The following is a 26211-nucleotide window of genomic DNA, read 5'->3' on the forward strand; positions in this document are numbered from 1 at the left end:
ATGACGATTGAAGTTCGTGTTCCCACGCTGGGCGAGTCTGTCACCGAAGCCACCGTTGCGACTTGGTTCAAAAAACCCGGCGATGCAGTCGCCGTAGATGAGATGCTATGTGAACTTGAGACCGACAAGGTCACGGTCGAGGTGCCCTCACCCGCTGCTGGCGTGATGGGCGAGATCGTTGCAGCCGAAGGTGAGACCGTGGGCGTCGATGCCCTGCTTGCCACGATAGCGGCGGGCGAAGGGGCTGCGCCTGCTCCGGCAGCGGCGGCCCCGGCCCCGGCGGCAGCGGCACCCGCAGCATCAGGCGGCAGTGTAGATGTGATGGTGCCGACATTGGGTGAATCCGTCACCGAGGCTACAGTCTCGACATGGTTCAAACAGGTCGGCGACAGCGTTGCACAGGATGAAATGCTGTGCGAACTGGAAACCGACAAGGTCTCGGTCGAGGTCCCTGCCCCGGCGGCAGGCGTTCTGGCTGAAATCGTTGCGCCTGAAGGCAGCACGGTCGATGCTTCTGCCAAATTGGCGGTGATCTCGGGCGCAGCCGCAGGTGCGGCAGCGGCTCCGGTGGCAGCCGTCGCCGCTCCGGCTGCAGCCAGCACAGGTAAAGACGTGTCCAACGCTCCATCGGCTGAGAAAGCGATGGCCGAAGCTGGTCTGTCTGCGGATCAAGTCACTGGCACCGGACGCGATGGTCGTATCATGAAAGGAGACGTGGCAAAGGCAGTTGCAGCAGCTACGGCCCCAGCGCCTGCGGCGGCTGTGCCCGCCCCCGCTGCCCAAGCTCCGCGCGCGCCTGTGGCTGCCGAGGATGCGAGCCGCGAAGAGCGCGTGCGCATGACCCGTCTGCGCCAGACCATTGCCAAGCGCCTGAAGGACGCGCAGAACACCGCCGCGATCCTGACCACCTATAACGAGGTGGACATGACCGAGGTGATGGCCTTGCGCAACCAGTACAAGGACCAGTTCGAGAAGAAGCATGGCGTACGTCTGGGCTTTATGTCCTTCTTCACCAAGGCCTGCTGTCATGCGCTGAAAGAAGTGCCCGAAGTGAATGCCGAGATCGACGGCAATGACATCGTCTACAAGAACTTCGTGCATATGGGTGTGGCCGCAGGTACGCCGCAAGGGCTGGTGGTTCCGGTCATCCGGGATGCGGACTCGATGTCTTTCGCAGCGATCGAGAAAGCCATCGCCGAAAAAGGCAAGCGCGCCCGTGACGGTAAACTCTCGATGGCGGAAATGCAGGGCGGCACTTTCACGATCTCGAACGGAGGCGTCTACGGCTCGCTGATGTCTTCACCGATCCTGAACCCGCCGCAATCGGGCATTCTGGGCATGCACAAGATCCAGGATCGTCCCATGGTCATCAATGGTGAGATCAAAATCCGCCCGATGATGTATCTGGCGCTGTCCTATGATCACCGTATTGTGGACGGCAAGGGTGCTGTGACATTCCTTGTCCGCGTAAAAGAGGCGCTGGAAGACCCGCGCCGTCTGCTGATGGATCTGTAAGATGGCGACTCATGTACTGTGGCAAGCCGATGTGGCCGATTTCGATGCCTGGCTGAAAGTGTTCCGCGAGGATCAACCGATGCGCAAGGCCGCGGGTATCCGCGACCTGCATGTCTGGCGCGATCCGGATCAGCGGGATCATGCGATAGCCATGTTTGAGGTTATGGATCTGGACAAGGCAAAGGCGTTTTTTGGGTCGGAAGAGTTGGCGATGCATCACGAGCGGGGCGGGATAGCCCATATCTCGATCAAGCTGCTGGAACCCGTTTGAAATATAGGTACCCGACCCGCCACACCGGATCGGGACGCTGCCGGATCACCCGGTCGATTTAGGAGAATGTAATGGCAAATTATGACGTCATCGTAATCGGCGCCGGACCCGGCGGCTATGTCTGCGCCATCCGTTGCGCCCAACTGGGCCTTAAAACCGCAGTTGTCGAGGGGCGCGAGACGCTGGGTGGGACTTGCCTGAACGTGGGCTGCATCCCCTCGAAAGCATTGTTGCATGCCAGCCATCAGTTGCACGAAGCCGAACACAACTTTGCAAAGATGGGTCTGAAGGGGAAGTCACCTTCGGTCGATTGGAAGCAGATGCAGGCCTACAAGGATGAGGTCATCGATGGCAACACCAAGGGCATCGAGTTTCTGTTCAAGAAGAACAAGATCGATTGGCTGAAAGGCTGGGGCTCAATCCCTGCTGCGGGCAAGGTCAAGGTTGGTGATGAGGTCCATGAGACCAAGAACATCATTATCGCGTCGGGCTCTGAGCCATCGGCACTGCCTGGCGTCGAGGTTGACGAAAAGGTCGTGGTGACTTCGACCGGCGCGTTGTCTCTGGGCAAAGTTCCCAAGAAAATGATTGTGATCGGTGCCGGTGTGATCGGGCTTGAATTGGGCTCGGTCTACAGCCGTTTGGGCGCAGAGGTGACGGTGATCGAATTCCTCAAGGAAATCACGCCGGGTATGGACCCCGAGGTTCAGAAGACTTTCCAGCGCATCCTGAAGAAACAGGGTTTGAAGTTCGTCATGGGCGCTGCGGTGCAAAAGACCGAAGCCACCAAGACCAAAGCCAAGGTAACGTACAAGCTGCTCAAGGATGACAGCGAGCACGTCATCGATGCTGATGCCGTGCTGGTGGCCACCGGGCGCAAGCCCTATTCGGAGGGTCTGGGGCTGGATGCTTTAGGCGTCGAGATGACCCCGCGCGGCCAGATCAAGGTCGGCAGTGATTGGCAGACCAACGTGCCGGGCATCTACGCCATCGGCGACGTGACCGAAGGCCCGATGCTGGCCCACAAGGCTGAAGACGAGGGCATGGCCGCAGCCGAGCAGGTTGCAGGCAAGCATGGTCATGTGAACTATGGTGTCATTCCTGGGGTCATCTACACTTGGCCCGAAGTGGCCAATGTGGGTGAGACCGAAGCGACACTCAAAGAACAGGGCCGCGCCTACAAGGTCGGCAAGTTCATGTTCATGGGCAATGGCCGGGCCAAGGCGAATTTCGCAGCCGACGGGTTCGTCAAGATTCTGGCAGACAAAGAAACCGATCGCATTCTGGGCGCGCATATCATCGGCCCCGCGGCCGGAGACCTGATCCACGAGGTTTGCGTCGCCATGGAATTCGGCGCATCAGCCGAAGATCTGGCCCTGACCTGTCACGCTCACCCGACCTATTCCGAAGCAGTGCGCGAGGCGGCGCTCGCCTGTGGTGACGGGCCAATTCATAGCTGACCCAACCTGAGCAGGTCCTCTACCTAGTCTCCTTGAGCGGCACCCCGTGTCGCTCAAAACCATTTGCGGCAGGTGATCAGACGCGGTTTACTGACTCCATTGCTTTTGGAAAGGAAGTCAGATGAGCGTCAGTTTACAGGTGATCTATCCCATAGGTACAGAAACACATTTCGATTTCGACTATTATGTCGACACACATCTTCCGCTTGTCGGCGAGCACATGGGGTCACATATCGAACGTACGGTCGTAACCAAAGGCATTGCGGGAGGCCCTGAAGCGCCAGCAGGTCATTACGCGATCGCAACGATCATGTTTGAAGATCAGGACGCCATGAACGACGCTATGTCAAAGGCAGGCCCTGTCCTGGCCGATCTGCCAAACTTCACCAATGTCAAACCGCAGATGCTGATCGGTGAGGTGATCGGCTGAATCAGAGCCATCCTTGCCTACCACATGGTTTTAGCGGCGCGGGCACCCCATTCCTGATCATATTGCGCGCCGCCTTCCTCTCCTGACGTCATTTCCGACAATATCTCGCCAGCCGTCGGCAGGCCCTCGCTTTCATCGTGGCCACTCCAGGTTCTGGCCCGGATCAGGGCGCGCGCGCATTGTGTGTAAATCTCGGATATCTCGATTACGATGACGGTCGCGGGGCGCTTCCCGTTTTTCTCGAACCGGGCGCGCAGGGCTTCATCCGCAGTCAGTTGAGCGTTACCATTTACCCGAACCACATTGTTCGAACCGGGCACCATGAACAACAATGAGACGCGTGGATCGAGTACGATATTTCGCAGGGAATCCAAGCGGTTGTTTCCCCGCCAATCCGGCAGTGCCAGGGTGCCTTGGTCCAGTTCCAACACAACTGGCCCTTCATCTCCACGCGGGCTGCCATCGACACCTTCGGAGCCGACGGTGCTGAGGATACACAGGCGTGAGGCCATAATCCATTTGCGGTAGAGCGGTGTTAGCCGCCGCGCCACTTTGCGTATGGAGGCTGCGCCGGGTGTGCCATACAGAGCCTCAAGGGCAGTGATATCCTTAACGAATTCCATCCGGGTCAAACCCCACTTCTCGCATCAGTTCGTTGGACCGTGTCTCAATCACGTTTTCTAGCCGTTCCAGAAAGGCATTCCGCGCAACGCCGGGTTCGATTGGATTTAGGAAATCGACAATCGCCGTGCCGGGCTTGCGCATGACACCGGTTCTGGGCCAGAAGACGCCCGCATTTGTGGCAACGGGTACGCACGGGAACCCGAGCCCTTCATACAGAACCGCCGTTCCAACCTTGTAGGGCTTGTGCACCCCAGGCGCGACGCGCGTACCTTGCGGGTAGATCACCAACTGACCGGGTTCGCTGAACTCGCGGGCGACATCCTTGACCATCTTCGCAACCGCCGCCCCGCGTTTGCCGCGATTGACCGGGATACATCCCAGACGGCGCGCATACATTCCGATGACCGGCGTCCACAGAAGCTCTCGCTTCATGATGAATTTGCCGTGTGGGATGGCGTCGAAGATTATGATGATGTCCAGAAACGACTGGTGCTTGGCGCCGATCACAACCTCGCCATGTGGGACTTCCCCGCGCACTTCGCAGCGAATACCAACCATCCAGCGGGCCAACCACTTGGTTGTGCGCGCATAGGTTTTGCATGCTCGCAATGCGCCACGCTTGGCAAATAGCGCATAGGGGGCAAAGACAAGCCCCAGCACCAGCATCCAGGCATAGATGGTGATCATGAAGATCAGCGACCGGACCCATTGAATGGCCATGAACATCACGAAAGCTCCTTCAACTTGCGCTGCGCGGCTGACCATGTTGCCAGAAACGCAACGGCCGCGCCCAATACCGGGATCAGCACGGGCAGGATCCAACCGATACCCTGAAACCCAAGGCCAGTGAGAAAACCACCCGCATCCGAGGCTTCGGGGAGCAACAATACACCCGTCATACCCAGCAAGGTGCCAACCGCTGCCCCAAACAGCGCCCGGAACGTAAAGCGGCGCACGAACGCTCCGGCGATGAACCGGTCCCGCGCGCCGACCTGACGCAGAACCTCAATTATCTGCGCGTTGGCGGCAAGCGAGGCGTTGGCGGCAAGCGTGATCATGGCGGCAGTGGCGCCACCGATCAGCAGGATCGAAATCCAGCCCAGACGCCGCAGCGAATTGGCCGCATCAACCAATGGCTCGCGCCAGCGAGTGTGATCATCCAGCACTGCGCCCGGCACCTCAGCCCCTAGCCGCAGCCGCAGGCCAGCCGCATCAAGACCCGGCTCACCTTCGATAATCTCTATCAGCTGCGGGATTGGTAAAGTGTCCAGAGGCAAGTCCGGTCCGAACCAGGGTGACAGCAGTGTGGCCTGCTCTTCGCTCGTCAACGCGCGAGCCGAAGCCACACCCGGCGTTTGCTGGAGGACATTCAAAGCAGCCTCGGTTTGCGCCGCACGTTGATCTGCAGGGGCATTGATCCGCAAGGTCGCTGCCCCCGCCAACTCTGAAGCCCAACGATCCGCCACACGGCCCGAGGCTAACGAAAGAGCCAGCGCAAAAACCGCCAGAAAGGCCATTGCACCAGACACGAACAGGGTCAATTGCGCGGTAAAGCCCGTGGGTGGCACCACCCGGTCGGCGCGGCTGTCACGGCGCAGCAAATTGCGGATCGTGCCCTTGCTCATAGATCCGCCCCCGCAAGCTGCACCCGGCGCTGCGCGATGCGTAGAACGCGAGCCTGAACCTGGCTTTTGGCGGCGCGGATCAGGCTTAGGTCATGGGTGGCGATCAGCACGGTTTTTCCCATCCTGTTCAATTCAACCAGCAGGCGCAGAAGTCGTTGCGACATCTCCCAGTCCACATTGCCGGTGGGCTCATCCGCAAGCACCACATCGGGCGATAGGATGACTGCGCGGGCCAATGCGGCACGCTGGCGTTCGCCCCCCGATAGTTCAGGCGGGTGCGCCTCAAGCCTGCTGCCAAGCCCGACCCAGCCCAGCAGTTCGGTCAGATCGTCCTGCTGCCCATTTTCAGAGCGCCCCGAGACCATCAGCGGCAACGCGACATTCTCGGCCAGCGTCATGTGATCCAAAAATCGGCAATCCTGATGCACCACGCCAATTCGGCGGCGCAGCAGCGCCATCTGATCGCGGTCCATGCGGGCGATATCCTCGCCAAAGGCCATCAAGCTGCCCGAGGTTGGCAACAACGCGCCATAACAGAGTTTCAGCAATGTGGTCTTGCCCGCACCCGACGGCCCGGTCAGAAAGTGGAACGATCCGGGCTGTAATTGCAGCGAAACATCGCTTAGCAACTCACCACCGCCGTAGGTATAGCTGATATTCTCCAGCTCGATCACGCCTGCCCCCTTTGTTCTGCTCACCTCTTGCCCGAGCGCAGCGGTGGATTCAATGCCTTGGGCGGGGCCAATTGGCGACACTTGGCCCGCGAAACCGAAAACACGCTTTGCTGTTGGGTCTTAACGGAATATCATCCCTGAAAAAACTATTATCAGGCCAGCCTTGAAGGCCAGGAGGCAGAATGCGTTTAACGTGTCCGAATTGCAGCGCCCAGTACGAAGTCCCGGACGAAGTGATCCCCGAGGACGGGCGCGAAGTTCAATGCTCGGCTTGCGAAGAGACCTGGTTTCAGGAAAAATATCCAGTCGCCAGCAAAGCAGAGCCGGAAGCGAAATCTGCGACTGCAATCCAGGCAGCCTTTGCCGAACCGGAAGATGTTAAGTCAGAGGATGCGCCAGAACCCGATACGGCCAAGGCCGAGCCAGAAAAGGTTAAGGCAGAAGACACACCAGAACCCGATGCGCCCGAGGAATTGAGTGTTGGAAACGTAGACCCAGCGGTATCCAGCATCCTCAAGGAAGAGGCTGCACGCGAGGCAGAGCTGCGCGAGCGTGAAGGCAGCAATCTGGAAAGCCAACCTGATCTGGCATTGGATCCGCCTGAAGAGCCCAAAGTCAAACCGAAACGGCCCTCGGCCACTGAAACCGCCGCTGACGCAGGTCAGAAAGATGAGCTGCCGGATGTTGAGGCGATCAACTCGGGTCTGCGCAGCGACTTGACATCGGACGAAGCTGAAGCCGTTGCTCCGGCCCGCAAATCCGGTGGGTTTCTGCGTGGCTTTGCCTTGATCATTATCATCGGCGTCATTCTGTTTCTGATATATGGAAACGCCAATCAGATCAGCGAGGCGGTTCCTCAGGCTGATCCGATGTTGAAATCATATGTCTCACTGGTCGATCAAGCGCGCCTTTGGCTTGAGACACAGACCGGGGGCGCAGGGCAGAACTAGAACCTTTCGAGCAATCGCTTGAGGTATTCCAACTCGATCTGAGGCCGATCCTGTTCACCGGTCCTACGGCGGATTTCATCCAGCAACTCGCGCGCACGGCGATATACATCTTCGCCTTGCAGCAGGTTGTCGTCGGTCGAGATTGATCCCGCGGAACCTGGCGTACGACCCAATGGATCGCGGTTATTGGCCTGCATGTCGCCGGCCTCGGTCCCTTGACCCGGCTGGTTCTGCTGGTTCTGCGCCAGGGCTTCGCCCAGTGAACGCATGCCTTCGCGCAAGGCTTCCATCGCCTCGGATTGACGGTCAATCGCCTCGGCCAGATCATCGCTGCGCAAGGCGTCTTCGGCGTCGTCCATGGCCCGGCCCGCACGTCCCAATGCTTCGCGCGCAGCGTCGCCTTCGGGTGTACCACCGCCGGGCAGACCTTGTTGTTGCCGACTCAACTCATCCCGCAGCGCCTGCTGCCGATCCGCCAGTGACCCCTGACCTTGCTGGCCTTCACCAGCCTCATCCTGCCCCTGGCCCTGGCCGCCCTGGCCTTCATGGCTCTGGCCGCGTCCCAGACCACCGTTGCGACCCTCATTGCCCTGACTTTCGCCCGCTTGCGCACCGGGGTTGAACTGTTCCTGCAGGTCGCGGAATGCCTGATCGCTGAGGCCCTGTTGTTCGCGCAGGGTTTCTGCCAGCCCTTCCATGGCCTGCTGTCCTTCGGACTGGCCACCTTGGCCCTGCCCTTGTGTGACGCGCATGTTTTCCATCATTTGCTGGAACTCTTCCAATGCCTGCTGCGCCTCGGCCATGCGGCCTTGTTCCATGAGCTCCTGAATGCGGTCCATCATTCGCTGCAGGTCATCCTGCGTCATCTGCAGGGTTTCGCCGTTCTGGCCCTGCTGTCCTTGCTGCGTCTCACCGTTTTCCTGCGCCAGACGCTGGAGTTGCCGCATGTAATCCTGTGTCGCTTCGCGCAGCTCCTGCATCAGTTCGGCAATCTCTTCGTCGCTGGCACCGTTCTGCATCGCTTCGGTCAGACGCTCCTGCGCACGGCGCATCCGTTCCAGTGCGTCGGCCAGCGTGCCATCCTCGATCAGAACCGCCAGATCCCACAGTGCTTGCGCAATTTCTTCCTGCTGTTTGACGTTCAGTGCGCTGTATTTGTCGAAGGTCTCCAGCCGCCGCAGGATCACACGCAGACGCAGATACGCTGTATCTGAGCGGAACAGGTCCTCGGGTAGGTGCGAAACCGCGCGCAGCAATTGCGATACACGCAGCGCGTTTTCGCGCGACCAGAGCAGATCGCGCCGCTGTTCGATCACCGCAGCAGCCAATGGGTCAAAGAACCTACGGGCGGGCAGTTCTGTCAGATAAGGTTCTGCCACCGTCTCTTGATCCGCCGCATCGATGGCCATGAGGGTTATTTTCACCGGCAAATGTGCCCAAGGGTGCTGCGAGAAATCCTCGATCAAGTCTTCGGTGAAATCGGTCCGATCGCCTGTAATCGGCATTGGCAACTCGACCGTAATGATCTCGCGCGGTTCTGGCTCGGTCGCAAGACCGAATTGACGGTTGACCGCAGGCAGGTCCAATTCGATCCGGGCGGTGCCGGAGACGATTCCATAGTCATCCGCAGCAGCGAAGGGTAGCTTCATCTGTCCGCCAGCCTCTGATTGCGCCACTCCTGCCGTCGCGATCATGGGGGCAGTGTCTGGAAGGATCTCAAGCGCCCAATCGCGCCCGGCCGGGCCATCGATCCGCATCTGACCCGAGCGTTCCGCAACAAATTCCTGTTCCGGTTCTGTCGCGGCTTCGGTGCCCAGAGGTGTCGAAGATTCTGTCAGGCTGTGCGCGCCGATCTCGCCGTAGAACCGAAGTGTGATGCGGCTGCCTTTAGGCACCGTCAACGTCGGATCGGTCTGATCTGCAAGGTAGAGCGTTGGCAGCCCGGTGTAGCGCGGCGGTTCAATCCAACCCTCCCAAGTCGGGCCCTGCCCCGCCTGAGCGGTCCCCGGCGTCATGTCAGCGACTGAGCCTATCCGCCAGAACGAGCCGAACAGAGCCGCAACGACGAGTGCCAATAAGGCAGCATAGCGAAGCGCATAGGGATCGCGAGACGCCAGCCGCAAGTCGGGTTTCACCGGATCGGCCTTTGATGCACGATCTGCCATGCGCGTCTGGTGCGCATGCCACAGTGCCACCGAATCCGCATCCATCGCACCGATTGCCTGATCGTCCATCAGTGCTTGTATCGGGCGTCCGGGCAGGGTTTCATCCAGCCGAACCAGCGCCTCGGCCCGGGTTGGCAGGTGGAACCGTTTTATTCCGAAAACCGCTGTCGCAATCAAAGCAATCAATCCGACCGCTGCAGAAATCCAAACGGCTTCAATGCGCACAAGATCGTGCAGACCCAGCATCAGGGCGGCCAGCAGCGCCATGAGAATAGAAAAGAACGGCCAGAAGGCGCGCATCACCTGCTCAGCCAGCATACCCCCGTGCGTCAGCCACAGGGACAGTCTTGGAATTGGCAAGGTCTGGTTGTCGCGCAAGGCGGGCCTCCTGATCGGCCCGACGCGCCTATCGCGTCAAAGCCACTCTGGTATGGTATCGCGGTTTATGATTTCGTCAAAGCTTGGGCGTTCACGAATTACGGCAAATTGATCCCCGTTCACTAGAACCTCAGGGATCAGGGGCCGCGTATTGTATTCGCTGGACATGACTGCACCGTAGGCACCTGCACTGCGGAATGCGATCAGATCACCCGATTTCAGAGGGGGCATGTTGCGTTGTTTTGCAAAGGTATCCCCGGATTCACAGACCGGACCAACGATATCATACGGGCGCTGTTCGACCCCTGCGGCAGGTTCTTCGACCGCCACTATATCATGATACGCCTCATACATCGCGGGGCGGATCAGGTCGTTCATCGCGCCATCGAGGATCAGGAAATCGCGGTCTTCGCCGGATTTAACATAGATGACCTTGGACACCATCAGACCCGCATTGCCAGCGATCAGCCGACCGGGCTCAATCTCGATCTCGCAGCCCAGATGGCCCAGTGTTTTCTTGACCATCGCACCATATTCAACCGGCAGCGGAGGCGCGTCGTTGGAACGGGCATAAGGAATACCCAAGCCACCGCCCAGATCAAGGCGGCGGATGTTATGTCCCTCAGCGCGCAGACGCTCGGTCAGCTCAGCAACCTTGTTATAAGCCAGCTCGAACGGCTCCAACTCGGTCAGTTGTGAGCCGATATGAACGTCGATCCCAATCACCTCCAATCCCGGCAGGCTGGCGGCCAGCGCATAAACCTCGGACGCGCGCGAAATCGGGATGCCGAACTTGTTCTCGGACTTGCCAGTGGCGATCTTGGCGTGGGTCTTTGCGTCCACGTCCGGGTTCACCCGAACGGTAATCGGCGCGACCTTGCCCAGTTCTTGTGCAACCGCATTGATCACCTGCATTTCGGGCTCGGATTCGACGTTGAACTGACGAATTCCACCGGTCAGAGCGGTAAGAATCTCATCCGCTGTCTTGCCGACGCCCGAAAAGACAATCTTGTCTCCGGGCACGCCCGCGGCTTTGGCGCGCAGATATTCCCCGCCCGAAACCACATCCATTCCCGCACCTGCCTGCGCCAGCGTCTTCAGGATCGCCTGATTGCTGGCCGCCTTCATCGCATAGCAAACAAGGTGATCGGTACCCTCAAGCGCGTCGTCGAACAGCTTGAAATGCCGCTGCAGCGTCGCCGTCGAATAGACATAGAACGGGGTTCCGACCGCGGCTGCGATTTCGGAGATTGGCACATCCTCGGCGAAAAGCGCGCCGTCGCGGTAGAGAAAATGATCCATGCCTGCGCGCTTAGACCAAAAGAGGTATGTGGATCAAATGATTCCGGTAGCGTTGTGGTCACCGTCGCGGTTCAGAACGTCTTTGACGCGCCAACCCTCGCATATCCTGAAACCGAGACCCCGGACCCGCTAGGTGCGGCCGTTGGTTCCGTTCGGGGTGCGCCTGACGGGTCGCAAGCTGCAAGTACGGCGAGGCAGAGGATCAGGCCGGCAGGTCTCATGCATTTTCTCTTTGTCATTCAGGACGTGTCAGATGCAGATGGGTGTGCAATCGGTAAATTGCAATTTTGGAGTTCAGAGCCCCAGATAAACACCCAGCCCACCGCGTCTGAGACCAACTCCAACACCGCCATAGGTGCCGCTGCTGCCTACGCCGACGCTTGCGCTCATGGTGGGCTGTATGGGTTCGCCATCGGCACCACACCCGGCCAAGGCCGCTGCGACCGCAATCAATAGCACCACCCGTCGTATCTGCATTACACCAGCGCCTTCCATCGCTTGATCTGGGCCCGCACCTGATCCGGTGCGGTGCCGCCATAGGATTGGCGAGAGTTTACCGAATTTTCGACGGTAAGAACAGAATAGACGTCGTCGGTGATGTCCGCGTGGACCGATTGCATGTCCTCCAGCGTCAGATCCGGTAGGTCGCAGCCCTTGCTTTCAGCCATGGCCACCAGCGATCCAGTGACATGGTGCGCGTCGCGGAAGGGCAGGCCCAGCACGCGGACCAACCAGTCGGCTAGGTCGGTCGCAGTTGAAAAGCCAGACCCGGCAGCGGCAGCCAGGCTTTCGCGATTGGCGGTCATGTCCTTGACCATGCCTTCCATCGCAGCAAGTGCCAGCATCCAGTTATCTGCCGCATCAAATACCTGCTCTTTGTCTTCCTGCATGTCCTTGGAATAGGTCAGCGGCAGCCCCTTCATCACCATCATCAGGCCAGTATTCGCACCAAATATGCGGCCAACCTTGGCACGGATGAGCTCAGCTGCATCGGGGTTCTTCTTTTGCGGCATGATTGATGAACCAGTCGAGAAGCGATCAGACAGTGATACAAACCGGAATTGGGCCGAGGACCAGATTACCAGTTCCTCGGCAAAGCGCGACAAGTGCATGGCGCAAATCGAGGCGGTCGACAGGAACTCCAACGCGAAGTCGCGGTCGCTGACAGCGTCCAGTGAATTGGCTGCGGGGCGGTCGAAGCCCAGCGCCTCAGCTGTCATCTGGCGGTCGATTGGGAAAGAGGTACCGGCCAACGCGGCTGCGCCCAAGGGGGATTCGTTCATCCGGGCACGGGCGTCGCGCACGCGGGACAGATCGCGGCCAAACATCTCGACATAGGCCATCATGTGGTGACCCCAGGTTACTGGCTGCGCGGTTTGCAGGTGGGTGAAACCGGGCATGACCCAGTCTGCCCCGGCCTCGGCCTGCGCCAAAAGCGCGCGGATCAGGGCCAGAAGACCGGATTCTGCGGCATCTAGCTGGTCGCGAACCCAGAGTTTGAAATCCGTCGCCACCTGGTCGTTTCGCGACCGGCCCGTGTGCAGACGGCCTGCGGGTTCTCCGATCACCTCTTTCAGTCGCGCCTCGACATTCATGTGAATGTCTTCCAGCGCAGTCGAGAACTGAAATTCTCCGTTCTGAATTTCTGACAAAACGGTGAGCAGGCCTTCCCGAATGGCGTGCGCATCACTATCAGTAATAACGCCTGTGGCAGCCAGCATGGCGGCATGGGCGCGCGAGCCTGCGATGTCCTGGGCTGCCATCCGCTGATCGAACCCGATCGAGGCATTTATCGCCTCCATGATCGCGTCTGGACCAGCGGCAAAGCGGCCGCCCCACATCTGGTTCGAAGATTGATCGGTCATGAAAGAAAACCCGGAGTTGATATGCGCCTGTTACGTCTGATCCCCCTTTATATGGCCCTAGCGCTGGGTGCAAACGCCGCTTTGGCAACAGATGCGGCAACGCTTGGCCCATTGCGTGAGGGCAGCCTGAAGCGGCTGATCCTGCATAGTGAGCCCAAGCCGGTCAAAGTGGTCGATTTTGAACTAGAAGATGATGGCGGCACCGGATCGCTGGCCGACTACAAAGGCAAGTATGTGCTGCTGAACTTCTGGGCCACATGGTGTGCGCCGTGCCGCAAAGAAATGCCTCAGATCGCTGAACTGCAACAGGAGTTTGGCGGTGACAAATTCGAGGTTCTGACCCTGGCGACCGGTCGCAACACACCTGCCGGGATCAAGAAGTTCTTTGACGAAAACGGCATCGACAACTTGCCGCGTCATCAGGATCCGAAACAGGCGGTTGCACGCGAAATGGGAGTGATTGGCCTGCCGATCACTGTGATCATCGACCCCGATGGCAATGAGATCGCACGCCTGATCGGTGATGCAGAATGGAACTCGGACAGTGCCAAGGCGATAATTTCAGCGCTTGTCGAAGGCAATAGCTGAGGTCCCGCGCGCTCTTGCAGAAAATCTGTGTTAGGATGAGACCGGCCCCAACGGGCCGGTTTTCGTTTGCGACCGGAAGAAAGGGAGACTCCGATGAAACCGGTAGTTCTGTTGATTGGGCGGTTGCCGAATGTAATCGGCAACGTGGCACAACAACTGGATCACCTGCCGATTCAGTGGCTGGGCGCGCATGATCAGGATGAGGTGCGGCGGCAGCTGGACGCGGAACCGCGCATCGCCTGTGCGATCATGGGCGCGGGTCTTGATGACAAGATACGCGGAGAAATGGTTGGCATCATCGCCGCGCGCAGGCCCGATATCTGCATCCATCTCAAAGATCGGGCCTCTGGCCCTGACGGGTTAATGCCGTTTGTCGCACGCATCGTCCAGCATGAGATTCTGGAAAGCCTGGAAAGCGGCTGACGCCACGCCACCTTTGACAGACAAATCGCCCGCTTGCAGGTTATCTGCAGGAGGATGGAATGCCGCTGGAAATACTATTGATCCTCGTCGTCGGCGGCATTGCCGGGGTCGCCTTGCTGCTGCATCTGACGGGCAAGTCACGCTTGCAAGTGCTGACGCCTGAGACAGCGCACGAACAGTGGCTGCGTCACTTTCCAGATGATTCCATCATTGACGTAACCGTTGCCCATGATGGTCACGCCGCCCTTATCCGAACCGAAACCGGAGCCGGTCTGCTGTGGTCCTTTGGTGCCGATACCGTGGCCCGCCATTTACGGGATTTCGATTGGCTGGATCATCCCGAAGGCTTTGAAGTCCTGTTCCACGATTTCAGCACTCCTCGGGTCATCGTCCACCTTGATGAGACCGAACGCCAGCACTGGCAAAATCTGATGGATCCCGCATGACCGATCACGTGAGTTTTCCCGACGCGGTGCAATGGGCCGTGCCCTTCTTCATCGCGGCCATTTTGGCCGAATTCCTTTGGATCGCGATCAAAGGCCGGGGCGGTAGGTACGAAACCCGCGATGCCTTGACCTCGCTAATCATGGGGGCAGGCAATATCGCCTCGGGCTTTTTGCTGGGCTTCATCGCATATGCGTTTTTCATGTGGCTGTGGCAGATCACACCGCTCAACCTAGGGACCTCGATCCCGGTCATCATCTTGTGCTTTGTACTGGACGATCTGCGGTATTACTGGGTGCACCGCTTTGGGCACCGCATTCGCTGGGTCTGGGCCAGTCATGTGAACCACCACAGCTCACAGCATTACAACCTGACAACGGCGCTGCGGCAGACCTGGACCTATACATTCACCTTCATGATGGCGGTACGTGCGCCGCTAATCTTACTAGGCTTTCACCCGGCGATGGTGCTGTTCGTCGGAGGTCTGAACCTGATCTACCAATTCTGGATCCATACCGAAGCGATCGGCAAAATGCCGCGCTGGTTCGAAGCCGTCATGAATACGCCCAGTCACCACCGCGCCCATCATGGGCGAAATGCGCGATATCTTGATTGCAACTATGCGGGTGTCTTTATCATCTGGGACAAGATGTTCGGCACATTTGTCCCCGAGCAAGAAGATGACAAGGTCGACTATGGGCTTGTCCACAATATCGGCACGTTCAATCCGCTGCGCGTGGCGTTTCATGAATGGGTTGGAATCTGGCGGGACGCCACCCAACCGGGCCTGACCTTGCGCCAACGTCTGGCTTATTGTTTTGCCCCTCCGGGCTATAGCCACGATGGCAGCCGCGACAATTCCCAACAGATCAAGGCCAAGCACCTTGTCCGCCATCCGCAAGATCACGGCACACCGGGATTCGAACAGTTCGGCACCAAATCACCTGCTTCCACAGCCAAGCGGGCCTAGGTCTCAAAAAGACCTTTTCTTTGCTTGAAATTTGGCACAAGCGCTCCATATCCCCTGAGATGTTTTAAGAGTGCATTTCCGGAGGTCCGCATGTCAAAGCTGATGAGAATTTCTACGATCACAGGTTTGCTGGGCCTCGTCATCACAATGACCGCCGCACTCAACGGAGCAATGCCCGCGCTATTGGGGTTGGGATTTGTCATGGCCGCGCTGGGACTTTTAGGAGCGCTTATCGGTGCGGCTGCTTCGCTGCGACATGCTTGGCAATCAACACACTGATCTTCCGCCCCGCCACCTGCGATAAAACTTTGAGCGTTAACCCCGGTTTTACCTGTCTTCCCTGAAACTGGCCCCGGCCAAAATCATCGGGATCAGGGGAACGGTACGTCATGGGAAACAGGAAACGCGCAGACCTGCCCGAGGGATCGGACGACCCTTTGAGCGCCGCCGTCACTTCACGGGATCGATCGGTGGTACAGATGGCGACCGAAGCCGTGAAGCATAGACAATGCAGGCTGGCGTTCCAGCCTGTTGTTCAAGCACATCCTCCTCAGGGAATCGCGTTCTACGAGGGGTTCATCCGTGTATTGGATGAAACCTGCCGCGTCATCCCCGCGCGAGAGTTCATGCCACAGGTTGAGAACACGCCAATTGGCCGGGACCTTGATTGCGTCGCGCTTGAAATGGGGCTGCGCACTCTGATCCGCAATCCTGGCATCCGCCTGTCAATCAACATGTCCGCGCGGTCCATCGGTTATTCCAACTGGTCGCGTGTGCTGGATAGGTTTCTGAAAAAAGACGCAAGCTTGGGCGAAAGGTTGATTCTGGAAATCTCAGAATCTTCGGCGATGCAGGTGCCCGAACTGGTGGTAGATTTCATGGATCGCCAACAAGCCCGCGGTATCGCCTTTGCGCTGGATGATTTTGGGGCCAGTAACTTTGGCTTTCGCCACTTTCGTGAATTTCTGTTCGATGCCGCCAAGATCGATGGGCAGTTCATCAGGGGCATCAGCAGCAATCCCGACAATCAATCGCTGGTGCGCGCACTGATTGCAGTTGCGCGGGAATTCGAAATTCCTGTCACCGCCGAATCGGTCGAAAGTGACGAAGATGCTCATTTCCTGATCGCAAACGGTGTCGATTGTCTGCAGGGCTTTCTGTATGGAGCGCCTTCAGTCACTCCGCCCTGGAGCTCGGAAAAAGCTGCAAAAACGGGCAGTTGATAGCAGCTGGTCGCGCGGAACACCGCTAAGGCTCACTCTGAGACAAGCTGTCCGTTGCTGCAGATGCAGCATTGCGTTATTGCAGAAGATGCTTGAGCGGGGGATCACGAGGCGCTCTTGCACCCGGAGAAGACTTCTCCTCAAACCGCGCCGTCAGATTTCCCACAGGACCATGACGGTAAAGGATTGACTTTATGACCAACGTAGTAATCGCATCCGCCGCACGTACGGGCGTCGGTAGCTTTAGCGGTTCGTTTGCGAACACCCCCGCACATGATCTGGGCGCTGCCGTCCTTGAAGCAGTTGTCGAACGTGCCGGGATCGACAAGGGCGAAGTAAGCGAAACCATCATGGGCCAGGTCCTGACTGCCGCCCAAGGTCAGAACCCAGCGCGCCAGGCGCATATAAATGCGGGCCTGCCGCAGGAAAGCGCGGCTTGGGGCATCAACCAGGTCTGCGGTTCGGGTCTGCGTGCTGTTGCTCTGGGTGCACAGCATATCCAATTGGGCGATGCCGACATCGTTGCGGCTGGTGGACAAGAAAACATGACCCTGTCGCCCCATGCCGCCGCCCTGCGCGCCGGTCATAAAATGGGTGACATGAAATACATCGACACGATGATCCGCGATGGTCTGTGGGATGCCTTCAACGGCTATCATATGGGTCAAACGGCTGAGAACGTCGCCGAGAAATGGCAGATCAGCCGCGATATGCAGGATGAGTTCGCTGTCGCCTCGCAAAACAAAGCCGAAGCGGCCCAGAACGCTGGCAAGTTCGCCGATGAAATCGTGCCCTTCACCATCAAGACCCGCAAGGGCGACATCGTGATGGACAAGGACGAATACATCCGCCACGGCGCGACAATCGAAGCCATGGGCAAACTGCGCCCCGCCTTCGCCAAGGACGGTTCTGTCACGGCCGCAAACGCTTCGGGCCTGAATGACGGTGCCGCAGCCACCCTGCTGATGTCGGCTGAGAATGCCGAAAAGCGTGGGATTGAGCCCTTGGCCCGAATTGCATCCTACGCGACCGCCGGACTTGACCCGTCGATCATGGGCGTTGGCCCGATCTACGCTTCGCGCAAGGCGCTGGAGAAAGCTGGATGGTCGGTCGATGATCTGGATCTGGTCGAAGCAAACGAAGCCTTCGCAGCGCAAGCCTGCGCTGTAAACAAAGACATGGGTTGGGATCCGTCGATCGTAAACGTCAATGGTGGTGCAATTGCCATCGGACACCCAATCGGCGCGTCCGGCTGCCGGGTTCTGAACACCCTGCTGTTCGAAATGAAGCGCCGGGATGCCAAGAAAGGTCTCGCGACCCTCTGCATCGGCGGCGGCATGGGTGTCGCCCTGTGTGTGGAGCGTGACTAAGTGCGCTGAAAACTAATTACAAAAGGGCGTCTACTGGGCGCCCTTTTTTGTTACAATCGGATCATACCCCTTAGATGCGACAATATCGCCGGACAGAAAGACAAGATCGATCACGAAACGATATTGCGCATCCTTAACTCTCAGAGTAACAGAATTACCAAGACGACTAAATTTGGAGGAGTCCTAAATGGCACGTACAGCACTCGTAACCGGCGGTTCCCGCGGCATCGGCGCAGCAATTTCCAAGGCGCTGAAGGCCGAAGGATACAATGTTGCCGCCACTTATGCAGGCAATGACGAAGCCGCCGCAAAGTTCACCGACGAAACCGGTATCAAAACTTATAAATGGAATGTTGCGGATTACGACGAATCCAAAGCGGGCATCGAAAAAGTCGAGGCCGAGGTTGGCCCGATCGACATCGTGGTCGCCAACGCCGGTATCACCCGCGACGCACCGTTCCACAAGATGACACCTGAACAGTGGCATCAGGTCATCGACACCAACCTGACTGGTGTGTTCAACACCGTGCACCCGGTATGGCCGGGTATGCGCGAGCGTAAATTTGGTCGTATCATCGTGATCAGCTCGATCAACGGTCAGAAAGGCCAGTTTGCGCAGGTCAACTATGCCGCAACCAAAGCGGGCGATCTGGGCATCGTGAAATCTCTGGCGCAGGAAGGTGCGCGGGCCGGCATCACGGCCAACGCGATCTGCCCCGGTTATATCGCGACCGAAATGGTCATGGCCGTGCCGGAAAAAGTGCGCGAATCGATCATCGGTCAAATCCCGGCTGGTCGTCTGGGTGAACCGGAAGAAATCGCGCGTTGCGTCGCCTTCCTGGCATCGGACGATTCGCAGTTCATCAACGGCTCGACCATTTCCGCAAACGGAGCACAGTTCTTCGTCTAAACCGGCGATCTGAGAATGAAAACGGGCCGGTCCATCAAGGACCGGCCCTTCTTTTATCCCGTAAGATCACGCGCGCTGCGATCAGCGGGAACCGAATAGCCAGGACCAGAATCCTACAACCGCCTTGCCGCGCTCTTCATGCGCGCGGTGAATGGCGTTCTGAATGGCTGGGTTTGTTGTCATCTCGATCATGCTGAACCCTTCTCAATCAAGTTGGATTTGTCTTGCCATCAACATGGCCTTTGATTTTAAATTACACAAACGAGAGTTTTCGATCCTTCAGTTCAGAAAAACTTAACCGCCATGACCGACCGCCTGCCTCCGCTGACTGCTTTGCGCGCCTTCGATGCCGCCGCACGATATATGTCGTTTGCCAAGGCGGCGGAGGAGCTGAATGTGACACCTGCGGCCCTGTCCTTTCAAATCAAGTCGTTAGAAGAGCATCTGGGCCACCCCGTGTTTCGCCGGCTCAATCGCGCCGTCGAGCTGACCGAAGCCGGGCGCACATTGGCACCCGGAACCGCAGATGGCTTTGCCGCCCTGCAAGCCGCGTGGCAAGCGACGCGGAGGCTGCAGGATGAAACAAGCCTCACGGTTACAGCAGGTCCTGCCCTGACAGCGAAATGGCTGGCACCGCGCCTTTATGAGTTTGCCCGTGCAAATCCGGGGATTGACCTGAAATTCTCGGCCACTCTGCGCAACATGGACCTTGAACGGGATGACGTGGACGTGGCGATCCGCTTTGGTTATGGGCCGGATGAGGGGCTCTATTCGGTTCCCGTCCGCAAGGAGTGGCTGACACCGGTTATGACCCCGGAGCTGGCCGAACAATTCCCCACGCCTGCGTCGTTGCGCGACGCCCCCCTGATCCATGACGATTCGATCAGTTTCCTCAAGCCGCGTTGCGACTGGCCCGCGTGGTTCCGTGCGGTTGGATTGGATTTCACTCCGACCCATGGGGCGCATTTTTCGAACGCCGATCACGCCATCGACGCTGCCGTGGCCGGGGTGGGCGTGGTTCTGGGGCGGCGCGCCATGATCCTGAAAGACCTGACCGAAGGGCGACTGGTCGCGCCGTTCAAAGTGGCACTGGAGACCGCCGGGCGATTTCGTTTCCTCTGCCTGCAAGGGGCAGAGAAGCGACCGCAGATCGCAGCGTTTCGCGACTGGTTCATATCCGAGATTGAAAAGACCGCGCATATATCGGATGAGTTTGAAATCATCCCTGTTGAGAAGGTAGCTGGTGAATGAGCCGAATGGGCGCGACAGCAGTCGGCTTTGTCGCGGTTTTGCTGTGGTCTCTTCTGGCGCTGTTCACTGTGGGCTCGGCCCCGACGCCGCCTTTGTTGTTGAACGCGATCTGTTTTACCATCGGCGGCACGTTGGGCCTGATCTGGACCATGTCGAGCGGTGGGCTGGGGCAACTGCGCCAAGTCGCGTGGACGACATATTTGTTTGGCGCGATTGGTCTTTTTGGCTACCACGCGCTGTATTTTTCCGCCTTACGCATGGCCCCCGCGGCCGAGGCCGGGCTGATCGCCTATCTCTGGCCCTTACTGATCGTTCTTCTGTCAGGCCTGCTGCCCGGAGAGCATCTGAAACCGGGCCACCTTATCGGAGCCTGCCTTGGCTTTGCCGGAGCCGCCGTCATCATCACCGGTGGAGGCAGCGCTGGCTTCCAGATTCAACACTTGCCCGGTTACGGGCTGGCTTTGCTCTGCGCGCTGACATGGTCCAGCTATTCAGTACTGTCGCGTCGGCTGGGCGATGTGCCCACAAGCTCGGTCGCGGTGTTCTGCGTCCTGACGGCCATCGCCTCATGGGGCCTGCATTTCGCGGTGGAAGAAACGATCTGGCCGCAAGGCGCATTCGGCTGGGCCTCGACCCTTGCGCTCGGCCTCGGGCCTGTGGGGCTGGCATTCTATGTCTGGGATATCGGGGTCAAGCGCGGAGACATTCAAATCCTGGGCACCGCCTCATACGCGGCACCTTTGTTATCGACGCTTGTGTTGGTTCTGGCCGGGATCGCCGCCCCGTCCTGGGGTCTGGCGATCGCGGCCTTGTTTGTCACCGGTGGCGCTGCCATCGCGGCCCGCGCCAGCCTGAAGGCCTAGAACCTTAGGTCGACAGGCGCTCGATCTCTTCTTTTAGCTTCAGCTTTTGCTTCTTCAGCTGTGCGATATGGAGATCGTCAATACCAGGTGAGCGTTGCGCTTCTTCCACTTCAAGACCGAGAATTTCGTGTTTTTTCTTCAACTCCGTCAGATGTGCGCTCACGCTCATGGCGGTCCTCCTTCTCTGGTTTGTAAGTGTCACGTAAGAAGTTGATCACATCATTTCCAGCCTGTCACGCTGCAGACGCACGAAATCTATAATAAATCCGACAAATTCGGCTGGTCATTGCCGATCAGGCAAAGTGCCCGGTCAAATCCGCCCGATCGCGCAACACCGCCGAAACCTTTGGGGTATAGCTTTCGCCGTCTTCTACGTGCCGGTCACCGAGGTGCAGAATCAGCGGTGCGTGTAGCCGAAAGGCGGCGCGCCCGCCCTTTCTGGCACGCAAAATCACCAGCTCGGACGCGCGATCCGCACGGGGGGCCAGAGGTAGCACCTGAATCGAGCCCAAGCGGCCCGCGCACCCCGCAAGCATATCGGGCAGCCGGTCTGCCCTCTGGATCATGTGAAGATAACCGCGCGGCGCCAGACGTCGGGCGGCGACATTGATCCAGTCCTCAAGCGGCGTGTCTTCACCCAGTGCGATCTGCCGTCCCGCATCGGTGGCAGGGCTGTGCGCGCCTGCCCGGTAGTAGGGCGGATTGGCGATCACATGATCGAACTGTTCTTGTCGCAGATCATTCGGTAGTGCGTTCAAATCCGCCTCAACCACGGTGATCGCTGCGTTTTGTTCCGAATTGCGGCGGGCCAGATCTGCATAGCCAGCCTGCAGTTCAACCCCAGTTGCCTTCAGGTGCGGCACTCGCGCCATTAGGCACTGAATAGCAGCCCCTGCCCCGCAGCCCAATTCCAGCACCGACTGGCCAGCTTGTGCCGGCACCGATGCCGCCAGTAAGACCGGATCGACCCCTGCACGATATCCTGAGCGCGGCTGCCACAGACGCACACGCCCGCCCAGAAAATCATTGCAGGTCAGATCACTGTCGGAAAAGCTGCTCATCGCCCTAGCGGGATCTCGTTATCGCGCATGACCCGTTCGGCGCGGGTCAGATCATCTGCCCGCACCATCAGGCGACGGGGAAAGATTCCGATGCCACCTTCTAGGATGCTCATATTTACGTCCATCTGAAAGCAGTCTATATCCTCGCCCTCAAGGAGAGCCGTTGCAAAGGCTAGGATTGTCGGATCGGTGCTGCGCAATAGTTCTTTCATGGGGATGGATGTAAGGGCAAGGTGACAGGGATGTCGAGCCTTGTATCAGGAGAGTGATGAACGTCAGCACGATCTCGAAACCGCATGAGCGTCTGGCAGAGATGCTTGCGGGCGAAATGGCAGCAGTAAATACGCTGATTCGGACGCGTATGGCGTCGGAACATGCCCCGCGCATTCCCGAAGTGACCGCGCACCTGGTCGAGGCGGGCGGTAAGCGTCTGCGCCCGATGCTGACCCTGGCGGCGGCGCAGCTGTTCGGCTATTCAGGCGACCATCACGTCAAGCTGGCTGCAACGGTCGAGTTCATTCATACCGCAACCCTGCTGCATGACGATGTCGTCGATGAAAGCGGGCAGCGGCGCGGGCGACCCACGGCAAACCTGCTATGGGACAATAAATCCAGTGTTCTGGTTGGAGATTACCTGTTTTCCCGCAGCTTTCAGTTGATGGTCGAAACCGGTTCGTTGCGGGTTCTGGATATCCTTGCAAATGCGTCGGCCACAATTGCCGAAGGCGAGGTGCTGCAGATGACAGCGGCCACCGATCTGGGCACGGATGAAAGTGTCTACCTGCAGGTTGTGCGCGGCAAGACAGCGGCGCTGTTTTCTGCCGCAACCGAAGTGGGTGGTGTGATCGCAGGCGCGACCGAGGCGCAGGTCAAGGCGCTGTATCACTATGGCGATGCGCTTGGAATCGCGTTCCAGATCGCTGATGATCTTCTGGATTATCAAGGCGATAGTGCGGCCACAGGCAAAAACGTCGGCGACGACTTCCGTGAACGAAAATTGACCCTGCCAGTGATCAAAGCCGTGGCTCAGGCAACTGCCGAGGAACACGCGTTTTGGGAACGGACGATCGGTCGCGGACGGCAGGAAGAGGGCGATCTGGATCACGCTTTGTCGCTGATGGCCAAATACCGCACGCTGGATGCAACCCGCGCGGATGCGTTTGGTTGGGCGGCCAAGGCCAAGGCTGCGCTGGCGCCTCTTCCGGATCACGAAATCCGCACCCTGTTAGGCGATCTGGCCGATTACGTCGTATCGCGCCTTAACTGAGCGTCGTTGCGCGGCACCACCAGCCGGGTTGGGCCGCGCCGATCTCATAGGCAGCAAAATGGGCTGCTTTGAGCGTTGGATAAAGTGCGAAACAGGTTGAGCCTGAACCCGACATACGAACCATCAACGCGTCTCGGGTGCCTTCCAACGCCGCTATGACCTCCGCAATGCCCGGCGCTACAGATATTGCAGGTGCCTCTAAATCATTCCGCTGAGCCCTCAACCACGTAGAGCAGTCTTCCGGTGTTTTGAATGCAGGGATCTCAGCAGGCATCGGTGCGTTGTCTCTGCTGTGCAAAGCGGAAAACACCGGGCCGGTGGAAACTTCAATACCCGGATTGACCAAAAGCGCCGGGAGGGGCGGCAACGCCATCGGCTCAATCTGTTCACCAATCCCGCGCATACGCGCTGCAGCAGCATGTATGCATACCGGGACATCCGCGCCAAGCGACAGCGGCACGCTATCGGGCCACTCTCCCCCTTCGTCGCAGTGCGCAATAGCGCCGCAGCATCCGAGGAGCCGCCCCCGACACCGCCACCGTGCGGCAGTTGTTTGTTCAGATGAATGCGACCGGTCCAGCCTGCGGCCTCGGCGGCCTGCCAGACCAGATTGCGATCATCGGTCGGTACGCCATCCGAAAACTCACCCGTGACCGACAGAGACAGCTCGGGGCCGGAAATGAGGCTCAACTGATCCCCAACATCGGCAAAGGCAACCAACGAATCAAGCAGATGATAGCCATCCGCGCGTTGGCCGGTCACATGCAGGGTCAGGTTGATCTTGGCGGGGGCAAATGCCTCAGCCTTCATTGGCGACCTTCAGGGGTTCGGCACCTTCCTCGGCCAGAACCGCATCCAATCCGACTTCGATCTTGCGGCGGATGCGTTCAGGATCGGCTTCGCCGTCGGTATCTTCAGGATCAATGAAAGACAGTGCTCGTTTCCACTGGAACTCGGCTTCACGCCCACGACCTACGGCCCAGTAAACATCGCCCAGATGGTCATTTACCACCGGATCGACCGGCATCAGCTCAACGGCGCGCTCCATGTGGTCAACTGCTTCGTCGTACCGGCCCAGGCGGAACAACACCCAGCCCAAGCTGTCAACGATATAGCCGCTGTCAGGGCGCGCTGCGACGGCGCGTTCGATCATATTCAACGCTTCGTCCAATTTCTCGCGCCGCTCGACCAGCGAATACCCGAGATAGTTCAGCACCTGTGGTTGGTCCGGGTTCAACTCAAGCGCGCGGCGGAAATCGGCCTCGGCCTCGTCCCAGTTCTTCAGACGTTCATGCGATATCCCGCGGGCATAATGCAGGAACCAGTTTCCGCCTGCACCCTCTTCCGTCAGGCCAATCGCCTTGTCGTAAGAGGTGACCGCTGCCGCGTAATCCTCTTGCTGGCGCCGCAGGTCGGCCAGGGCTACATGCACACCGGGCAAATCGGGGCTTTGAGCGGCAAGGTTTTGCAGGACCTCGGCGGCAGCTTCTTTTCTGTCAGAGCGACTTAGGACCTCGGCGCGCCCCAGCTCGGCGGCATGATAATCGCTGCTGTCCGGAGGCACCTGCCGATAGACATCAACCGCCAGATCATATTGTTCCAGCCCATCCAACAACTCAGCGCTTAGCAAAAGCGCATCAATATGGTCAGGCCGCAGAAAGGCCGCGACCCGGGCATATAGCAGAACATAATCCTGCGCGGCCTCGGCACTCAGCGCAGCGCCGACGGTGAAGAAAACCTCGGCCATGCCATCCTGTGCAGAACGGACATGGGTAAAGGGCAGCGTTTCGCCATCAGACAGCCGGGTGGCGTAACCTTCGATGGTTGGATCACTGCCGGCGGCAAAGACGTTATCCAGAAATTCCAGCGCATCGTCGTTGCGATCCAGCTGCGACAGCACTTCGGCACGCGCCAGCGCAGCCCGGCGTGAAAAACGGGCGACCAGGCCATCATCTGCGGCAAGGATCGCCTCGGCCCCCTCAAAGTCTCCGACTGACGCCAACGCCATGGCCTTGTGATAAAGTGCAAATTCTTTCAGACCTTCCTGCGTGGTAACAACGTCAAATTGTTCCATCGCTTTGGTCATGGCGCCTTGCCCCATATGAGCCCAAGCAATCATCAGGCCATCAACCAGCGGTCCAACCCCTTGCGTTTCAGGATCGCGGGCCAGAAATTCATCCAGCTTGCCATCTGCCACCAGATTGGCGGCGATCACCATCCGAGCGGCCTGGCTGGGCAGTTCATTTTCCTCGATAACTTCGGCGACGGTCAGGGCCCGCTCAATCTCACCCAAGGCGAGCCGGGCGACGACCACGTTTTCCAGCAGTTTCGGATTTTGGGGATCAGCGCGAAGCGCCTGCGCATAGTAACGCTCGGCAGCGGGATAGTCGCTCTCATAAATCGCCTGACGCCCGGCCAGATACGACCCCGATCCGGTATCCGATACCGCAGGAAACGCGATTGAAGAACTGAGGATCACGGCCAGAGCCGCGCGTCGAACCAGGGAAACCACTGATAATCTGCCTTGCTGTCGTTGACTGACCGACAAGCTAGGGCTTTGCTGGGCGAGAGGCAATGGCAGA

28 protein-coding genes and 1 pseudogene are annotated in these 26211 nt (G+C 58.8%); 16 read left to right on the forward strand and 13 right to left on the reverse strand.

The window, feature by feature from the left end; all coding sequences use genetic code 11:
• From odhB to AC1DFB_RS12575, 4 genes are all read left to right on the forward strand, one after another.
• A complete protein-coding gene (gene odhB, locus AC1DFB_RS12560; protein WP_480921385.1) occupies window positions 1-1515 on the forward strand; it encodes a 2-oxoglutarate dehydrogenase complex dihydrolipoyllysine-residue succinyltransferase in 1515 nt (504 codons plus the stop codon).
• Window position 1516: 1 nt separating this feature from the next.
• Window positions 1517-1786: a hypothetical protein gene (locus tag AC1DFB_RS12565; protein WP_170513081.1), complete on the forward strand. Its 270-nt coding sequence runs from the start codon at window positions 1517-1519 to the stop codon at window positions 1784-1786.
• A 71-nt stretch (window positions 1787-1857) separates the two neighbouring features.
• Window positions 1858-3246, forward strand: a complete 1389-nt coding sequence (gene lpdA / locus AC1DFB_RS12570; RefSeq protein ID WP_170408344.1) for a dihydrolipoyl dehydrogenase — start codon at window positions 1858-1860, stop codon at window positions 3244-3246.
• Between the two features lie 121 nt (window positions 3247-3367).
• Window positions 3368-3676, forward strand: coding sequence for an EthD family reductase (locus AC1DFB_RS12575; RefSeq protein WP_170513910.1), 309 nt, complete (start codon window positions 3368-3370; stop codon window positions 3674-3676).
• Window positions 3677-3693: 17 nt separating this feature from the next.
• On the opposite strand, the gene AC1DFB_RS12580 is transcribed toward AC1DFB_RS12575, so the two are convergent.
• The 4 genes from AC1DFB_RS12580 to AC1DFB_RS12595 are packed head-to-tail and all read right to left on the reverse strand — an operon-like array spanning window position 3694 to window position 6599.
• Window positions 3694-4299 (reverse strand): pyridoxamine 5'-phosphate oxidase family protein, encoded by a 606-nt coding sequence (locus tag AC1DFB_RS12580; RefSeq protein WP_480921386.1) that lies wholly within the window; start codon window positions 4297-4299, stop codon window positions 3694-3696.
• Window positions 4286-5026 carry a lysophospholipid acyltransferase family protein gene (locus AC1DFB_RS12585; RefSeq protein WP_480571499.1) on the reverse strand — a complete coding sequence of 247 codons (741 nt, stop codon included), beginning with the start codon at window positions 5024-5026 and terminating at the stop codon, window positions 4286-4288. Before AC1DFB_RS12585 ends, AC1DFB_RS12580 begins: the two co-directional genes overlap by 14 nt.
• Window positions 5026-5925 carry an FtsX-like permease family protein gene (locus tag AC1DFB_RS12590; RefSeq protein WP_170408348.1) on the reverse strand — a complete coding sequence of 300 codons (900 nt, stop codon included), beginning with the start codon at window positions 5923-5925 and terminating at the stop codon, window positions 5026-5028. Before AC1DFB_RS12590 ends, AC1DFB_RS12585 begins: the two co-directional genes overlap by 1 nt.
• Window positions 5922-6599: a cell division ATP-binding protein FtsE gene (locus tag AC1DFB_RS12595; protein ID WP_480922611.1), complete on the reverse strand. Its 678-nt coding sequence runs from the start codon at window positions 6597-6599 to the stop codon at window positions 5922-5924. The genes AC1DFB_RS12590 and AC1DFB_RS12595 overlap by 4 nt, the downstream gene beginning before the upstream one ends.
• A 182-nt stretch (window positions 6600-6781) precedes the next feature.
• Here AC1DFB_RS12595 and AC1DFB_RS12600 point away from each other — a divergent pair, with 182 nt between their 5' ends.
• The gene (locus tag AC1DFB_RS12600) at window positions 6782-7549 is read left to right on the forward strand and encodes a zinc-ribbon domain-containing protein (RefSeq protein WP_170597269.1); all 768 of its coding nucleotides are present in this window, start codon (window positions 6782-6784) and stop codon (window positions 7547-7549) included.
• Here AC1DFB_RS12600 and AC1DFB_RS12605 read toward each other — a convergent pair.
• The 4 genes from AC1DFB_RS12605 to argH all read right to left on the reverse strand — a co-directional run bounded on the left by AC1DFB_RS12605 (window position 7546) and on the right by argH (window position 13259).
• The gene (locus AC1DFB_RS12605) at window positions 7546-10032 is read right to left on the reverse strand and encodes a TIGR02302 family protein (protein WP_480922612.1); all 2487 of its coding nucleotides are present in this window, start codon (window positions 10030-10032) and stop codon (window positions 7546-7548) included. The two genes, AC1DFB_RS12600 and AC1DFB_RS12605, sit on opposite strands and share 4 nt — an antisense overlap.
• Window positions 10033-10128: 96 nt before the next feature.
• Window positions 10129-11394, reverse strand: coding sequence for a diaminopimelate decarboxylase (gene lysA / locus AC1DFB_RS12610; RefSeq protein WP_480921387.1), 1266 nt, complete (start codon window positions 11392-11394; stop codon window positions 10129-10131).
• A 294-nt stretch (window positions 11395-11688) separates the two neighbouring features.
• Window positions 11689-11871 (reverse strand): argininosuccinate lyase, encoded by a 183-nt coding sequence (locus tag AC1DFB_RS12615; RefSeq protein ID WP_170395762.1) that lies wholly within the window; start codon window positions 11869-11871, stop codon window positions 11689-11691.
• Window positions 11871-13259, reverse strand: a complete 1389-nt coding sequence (gene argH / locus AC1DFB_RS12620; protein ID WP_170408352.1) for an argininosuccinate lyase — start codon at window positions 13257-13259, stop codon at window positions 11871-11873. Before argH ends, AC1DFB_RS12615 begins: the two co-directional genes overlap by 1 nt.
• A gap of 21 nt (window positions 13260-13280) precedes the next feature.
• Here argH and AC1DFB_RS12625 point away from each other — a divergent pair, with 21 nt between their 5' ends.
• The 10 genes from AC1DFB_RS12625 to yddG all read left to right on the forward strand — a co-directional run bounded on the left by AC1DFB_RS12625 (window position 13281) and on the right by yddG (window position 21301).
• Window positions 13281-13847 (forward strand): TlpA disulfide reductase family protein, encoded by a 567-nt coding sequence (locus AC1DFB_RS12625; protein WP_170395758.1) that lies wholly within the window; start codon window positions 13281-13283, stop codon window positions 13845-13847.
• 93 nt (window positions 13848-13940) lie between these two features.
• On the forward strand, window positions 13941-14270 hold the full coding sequence (locus AC1DFB_RS12630; RefSeq protein ID WP_170395756.1) for a hypothetical protein: 330 nt from the start codon (window positions 13941-13943) through the stop codon (window positions 14268-14270).
• 59 nt (window positions 14271-14329) lie between these two features.
• A complete protein-coding gene (locus AC1DFB_RS12635) occupies window positions 14330-14716 on the forward strand; it encodes a hypothetical protein (RefSeq protein WP_170408353.1) in 387 nt (128 codons plus the stop codon).
• Window positions 14713-15684 (forward strand): sterol desaturase family protein, encoded by a 972-nt coding sequence (locus AC1DFB_RS12640; protein ID WP_480886300.1) that lies wholly within the window; start codon window positions 14713-14715, stop codon window positions 15682-15684. Before AC1DFB_RS12635 ends, AC1DFB_RS12640 begins: the two co-directional genes overlap by 4 nt.
• 90 nt (window positions 15685-15774) lie before the next feature.
• Window positions 15775-15963: a hypothetical protein gene (locus AC1DFB_RS12645; protein ID WP_170395750.1), complete on the forward strand. Its 189-nt coding sequence runs from the start codon at window positions 15775-15777 to the stop codon at window positions 15961-15963.
• A 110-nt stretch (window positions 15964-16073) separates the two neighbouring features.
• Window positions 16074-16907: an EAL domain-containing protein gene (locus tag AC1DFB_RS12650; protein WP_480921388.1), complete on the forward strand. Its 834-nt coding sequence runs from the start codon at window positions 16074-16076 to the stop codon at window positions 16905-16907.
• Window positions 16908-17101: 194 nt separating this feature from the next.
• Entirely contained in the window at window positions 17102-18277 is a 1176-nt protein-coding gene (locus AC1DFB_RS12655) for an acetyl-CoA C-acetyltransferase (protein ID WP_170395746.1), read from the forward strand.
• 187 nt (window positions 18278-18464) lie between these two features.
• A complete protein-coding gene (phbB, locus tag AC1DFB_RS12660; RefSeq protein ID WP_170395744.1) occupies window positions 18465-19187 on the forward strand; it encodes an acetoacetyl-CoA reductase in 723 nt (240 codons plus the stop codon).
• Between the two features lie 303 nt (window positions 19188-19490).
• Window positions 19491-20438: a transcriptional regulator GcvA gene (locus AC1DFB_RS12665; protein ID WP_170513116.1), complete on the forward strand. Its 948-nt coding sequence runs from the start codon at window positions 19491-19493 to the stop codon at window positions 20436-20438.
• The gene (gene yddG / locus AC1DFB_RS12670) at window positions 20435-21301 is read left to right on the forward strand and encodes an aromatic amino acid exporter YddG (protein ID WP_480736908.1); all 867 of its coding nucleotides are present in this window, start codon (window positions 20435-20437) and stop codon (window positions 21299-21301) included. The genes AC1DFB_RS12665 and yddG overlap by 4 nt, the downstream gene beginning before the upstream one ends.
• A 4-nt stretch (window positions 21302-21305) precedes the next feature.
• Here the strand turns inward: yddG and AC1DFB_RS12675 are convergent, their stop codons facing one another.
• The 3 genes from AC1DFB_RS12675 to AC1DFB_RS12685 all read right to left on the reverse strand — a co-directional run bounded on the left by AC1DFB_RS12675 (window position 21306) and on the right by AC1DFB_RS12685 (window position 22574).
• A complete protein-coding gene (locus AC1DFB_RS12675) occupies window positions 21306-21470 on the reverse strand; it encodes a YdcH family protein (protein ID WP_170395738.1) in 165 nt (54 codons plus the stop codon).
• Between the two features lie 124 nt (window positions 21471-21594).
• A complete protein-coding gene (locus AC1DFB_RS12680; protein WP_170513877.1) occupies window positions 21595-22362 on the reverse strand; it encodes a methyltransferase in 768 nt (255 codons plus the stop codon).
• A complete protein-coding gene (locus tag AC1DFB_RS12685; protein WP_008755664.1) occupies window positions 22359-22574 on the reverse strand; it encodes a putative signal transducing protein in 216 nt (71 codons plus the stop codon). The genes AC1DFB_RS12680 and AC1DFB_RS12685 overlap by 4 nt, the downstream gene beginning before the upstream one ends.
• Before the next feature lie 56 nt (window positions 22575-22630).
• Here AC1DFB_RS12685 and AC1DFB_RS12690 point away from each other — a divergent pair, with 56 nt between their 5' ends.
• Window positions 22631-23629: a polyprenyl synthetase family protein gene (locus AC1DFB_RS12690; RefSeq protein WP_480707102.1), complete on the forward strand. Its 999-nt coding sequence runs from the start codon at window positions 22631-22633 to the stop codon at window positions 23627-23629.
• Here AC1DFB_RS12690 and AC1DFB_RS12695 read toward each other — a convergent pair.
• A pseudogene (locus AC1DFB_RS12695) lies at window positions 23622-24439 on the reverse strand (4-(cytidine 5'-diphospho)-2-C-methyl-D-erythritol kinase). The gene AC1DFB_RS12690 and the pseudogene AC1DFB_RS12695 sit on opposite strands and share 8 nt — an antisense overlap.
• A complete protein-coding gene (locus AC1DFB_RS12700) occupies window positions 24429-26141 on the reverse strand; it encodes a tetratricopeptide repeat protein (RefSeq protein WP_480761769.1) in 1713 nt (570 codons plus the stop codon). Before AC1DFB_RS12700 ends, AC1DFB_RS12695 begins: the two are co-directional and overlap by 11 nt.
• Window positions 26142-26211: the final 70 nt, after the last annotated feature.

This window comes from Ruegeria sp. S84 (genome assembly GCF_056583445.1).

Coding starts and splice junctions, on each gene's coding strand:
- AC1DFB_RS12680 (WP_170513877.1), bottom strand. CDS start 22,362: ATGAGCAGCTTTTCCGACAGTGATCTGACCTGCAATGATTTTCTGGGC.
- odhB (WP_480921385.1), top strand. CDS start 1: ATGACGATTGAAGTTCGTGTTCCCACGCTGGGCGAGTCTGTCACCGAA.
- AC1DFB_RS12675 (WP_170395738.1), bottom strand. CDS start 21,470: ATGAGCGTGAGCGCACATCTGACGGAGTTGAAGAAAAAACACGAAATT.
- AC1DFB_RS12690 (WP_480707102.1), top strand. CDS start 22,631: ATGAACGTCAGCACGATCTCGAAACCGCATGAGCGTCTGGCAGAGATG.
- AC1DFB_RS12655 (WP_170395746.1), top strand. CDS start 17,102: ATGACCAACGTAGTAATCGCATCCGCCGCACGTACGGGCGTCGGTAGC.
- lysA (WP_480921387.1), bottom strand. CDS start 11,394: ATGGATCATTTTCTCTACCGCGACGGCGCGCTTTTCGCCGAGGATGTG.
- AC1DFB_RS12685 (WP_008755664.1), bottom strand. CDS start 22,574: ATGAAAGAACTATTGCGCAGCACCGATCCGACAATCCTAGCCTTTGCA.
- argH (WP_170408352.1), bottom strand. CDS start 13,259: ATGACCGATCAATCTTCGAACCAGATGTGGGGCGGCCGCTTTGCCGCT.
- AC1DFB_RS12605 (WP_480922612.1), bottom strand. CDS start 10,032: ATGCTGGCTGAGCAGGTGATGCGCGCCTTCTGGCCGTTCTTTTCTATT.
- AC1DFB_RS12600 (WP_170597269.1), top strand. CDS start 6,782: ATGCGTTTAACGTGTCCGAATTGCAGCGCCCAGTACGAAGTCCCGGAC.
- AC1DFB_RS12585 (WP_480571499.1), bottom strand. CDS start 5,026: ATGTTCATGGCCATTCAATGGGTCCGGTCGCTGATCTTCATGATCACC.
- AC1DFB_RS12590 (WP_170408348.1), bottom strand. CDS start 5,925: ATGAGCAAGGGCACGATCCGCAATTTGCTGCGCCGTGACAGCCGCGCC.
- AC1DFB_RS12645 (WP_170395750.1), top strand. CDS start 15,775: ATGTCAAAGCTGATGAGAATTTCTACGATCACAGGTTTGCTGGGCCTC.
- AC1DFB_RS12665 (WP_170513116.1), top strand. CDS start 19,491: ATGACCGACCGCCTGCCTCCGCTGACTGCTTTGCGCGCCTTCGATGCC.
- AC1DFB_RS12580 (WP_480921386.1), bottom strand. CDS start 4,299: ATGGAATTCGTTAAGGATATCACTGCCCTTGAGGCTCTGTATGGCACA.
- AC1DFB_RS12630 (WP_170395756.1), top strand. CDS start 13,941: ATGAAACCGGTAGTTCTGTTGATTGGGCGGTTGCCGAATGTAATCGGC.
- AC1DFB_RS12635 (WP_170408353.1), top strand. CDS start 14,330: ATGCCGCTGGAAATACTATTGATCCTCGTCGTCGGCGGCATTGCCGGG.
- AC1DFB_RS12575 (WP_170513910.1), top strand. CDS start 3,368: ATGAGCGTCAGTTTACAGGTGATCTATCCCATAGGTACAGAAACACAT.
- AC1DFB_RS12565 (WP_170513081.1), top strand. CDS start 1,517: ATGGCGACTCATGTACTGTGGCAAGCCGATGTGGCCGATTTCGATGCC.
- phbB (WP_170395744.1), top strand. CDS start 18,465: ATGGCACGTACAGCACTCGTAACCGGCGGTTCCCGCGGCATCGGCGCA.
- AC1DFB_RS12640 (WP_480886300.1), top strand. CDS start 14,713: ATGACCGATCACGTGAGTTTTCCCGACGCGGTGCAATGGGCCGTGCCC.
- yddG (WP_480736908.1), top strand. CDS start 20,435: ATGAGCCGAATGGGCGCGACAGCAGTCGGCTTTGTCGCGGTTTTGCTG.
- lpdA (WP_170408344.1), top strand. CDS start 1,858: ATGGCAAATTATGACGTCATCGTAATCGGCGCCGGACCCGGCGGCTAT.
- AC1DFB_RS12625 (WP_170395758.1), top strand. CDS start 13,281: ATGCGCCTGTTACGTCTGATCCCCCTTTATATGGCCCTAGCGCTGGGT.
- AC1DFB_RS12650 (WP_480921388.1), top strand. CDS start 16,074: ATGGGAAACAGGAAACGCGCAGACCTGCCCGAGGGATCGGACGACCCT.
- AC1DFB_RS12615 (WP_170395762.1), bottom strand. CDS start 11,871: ATGCAGATACGACGGGTGGTGCTATTGATTGCGGTCGCAGCGGCCTTG.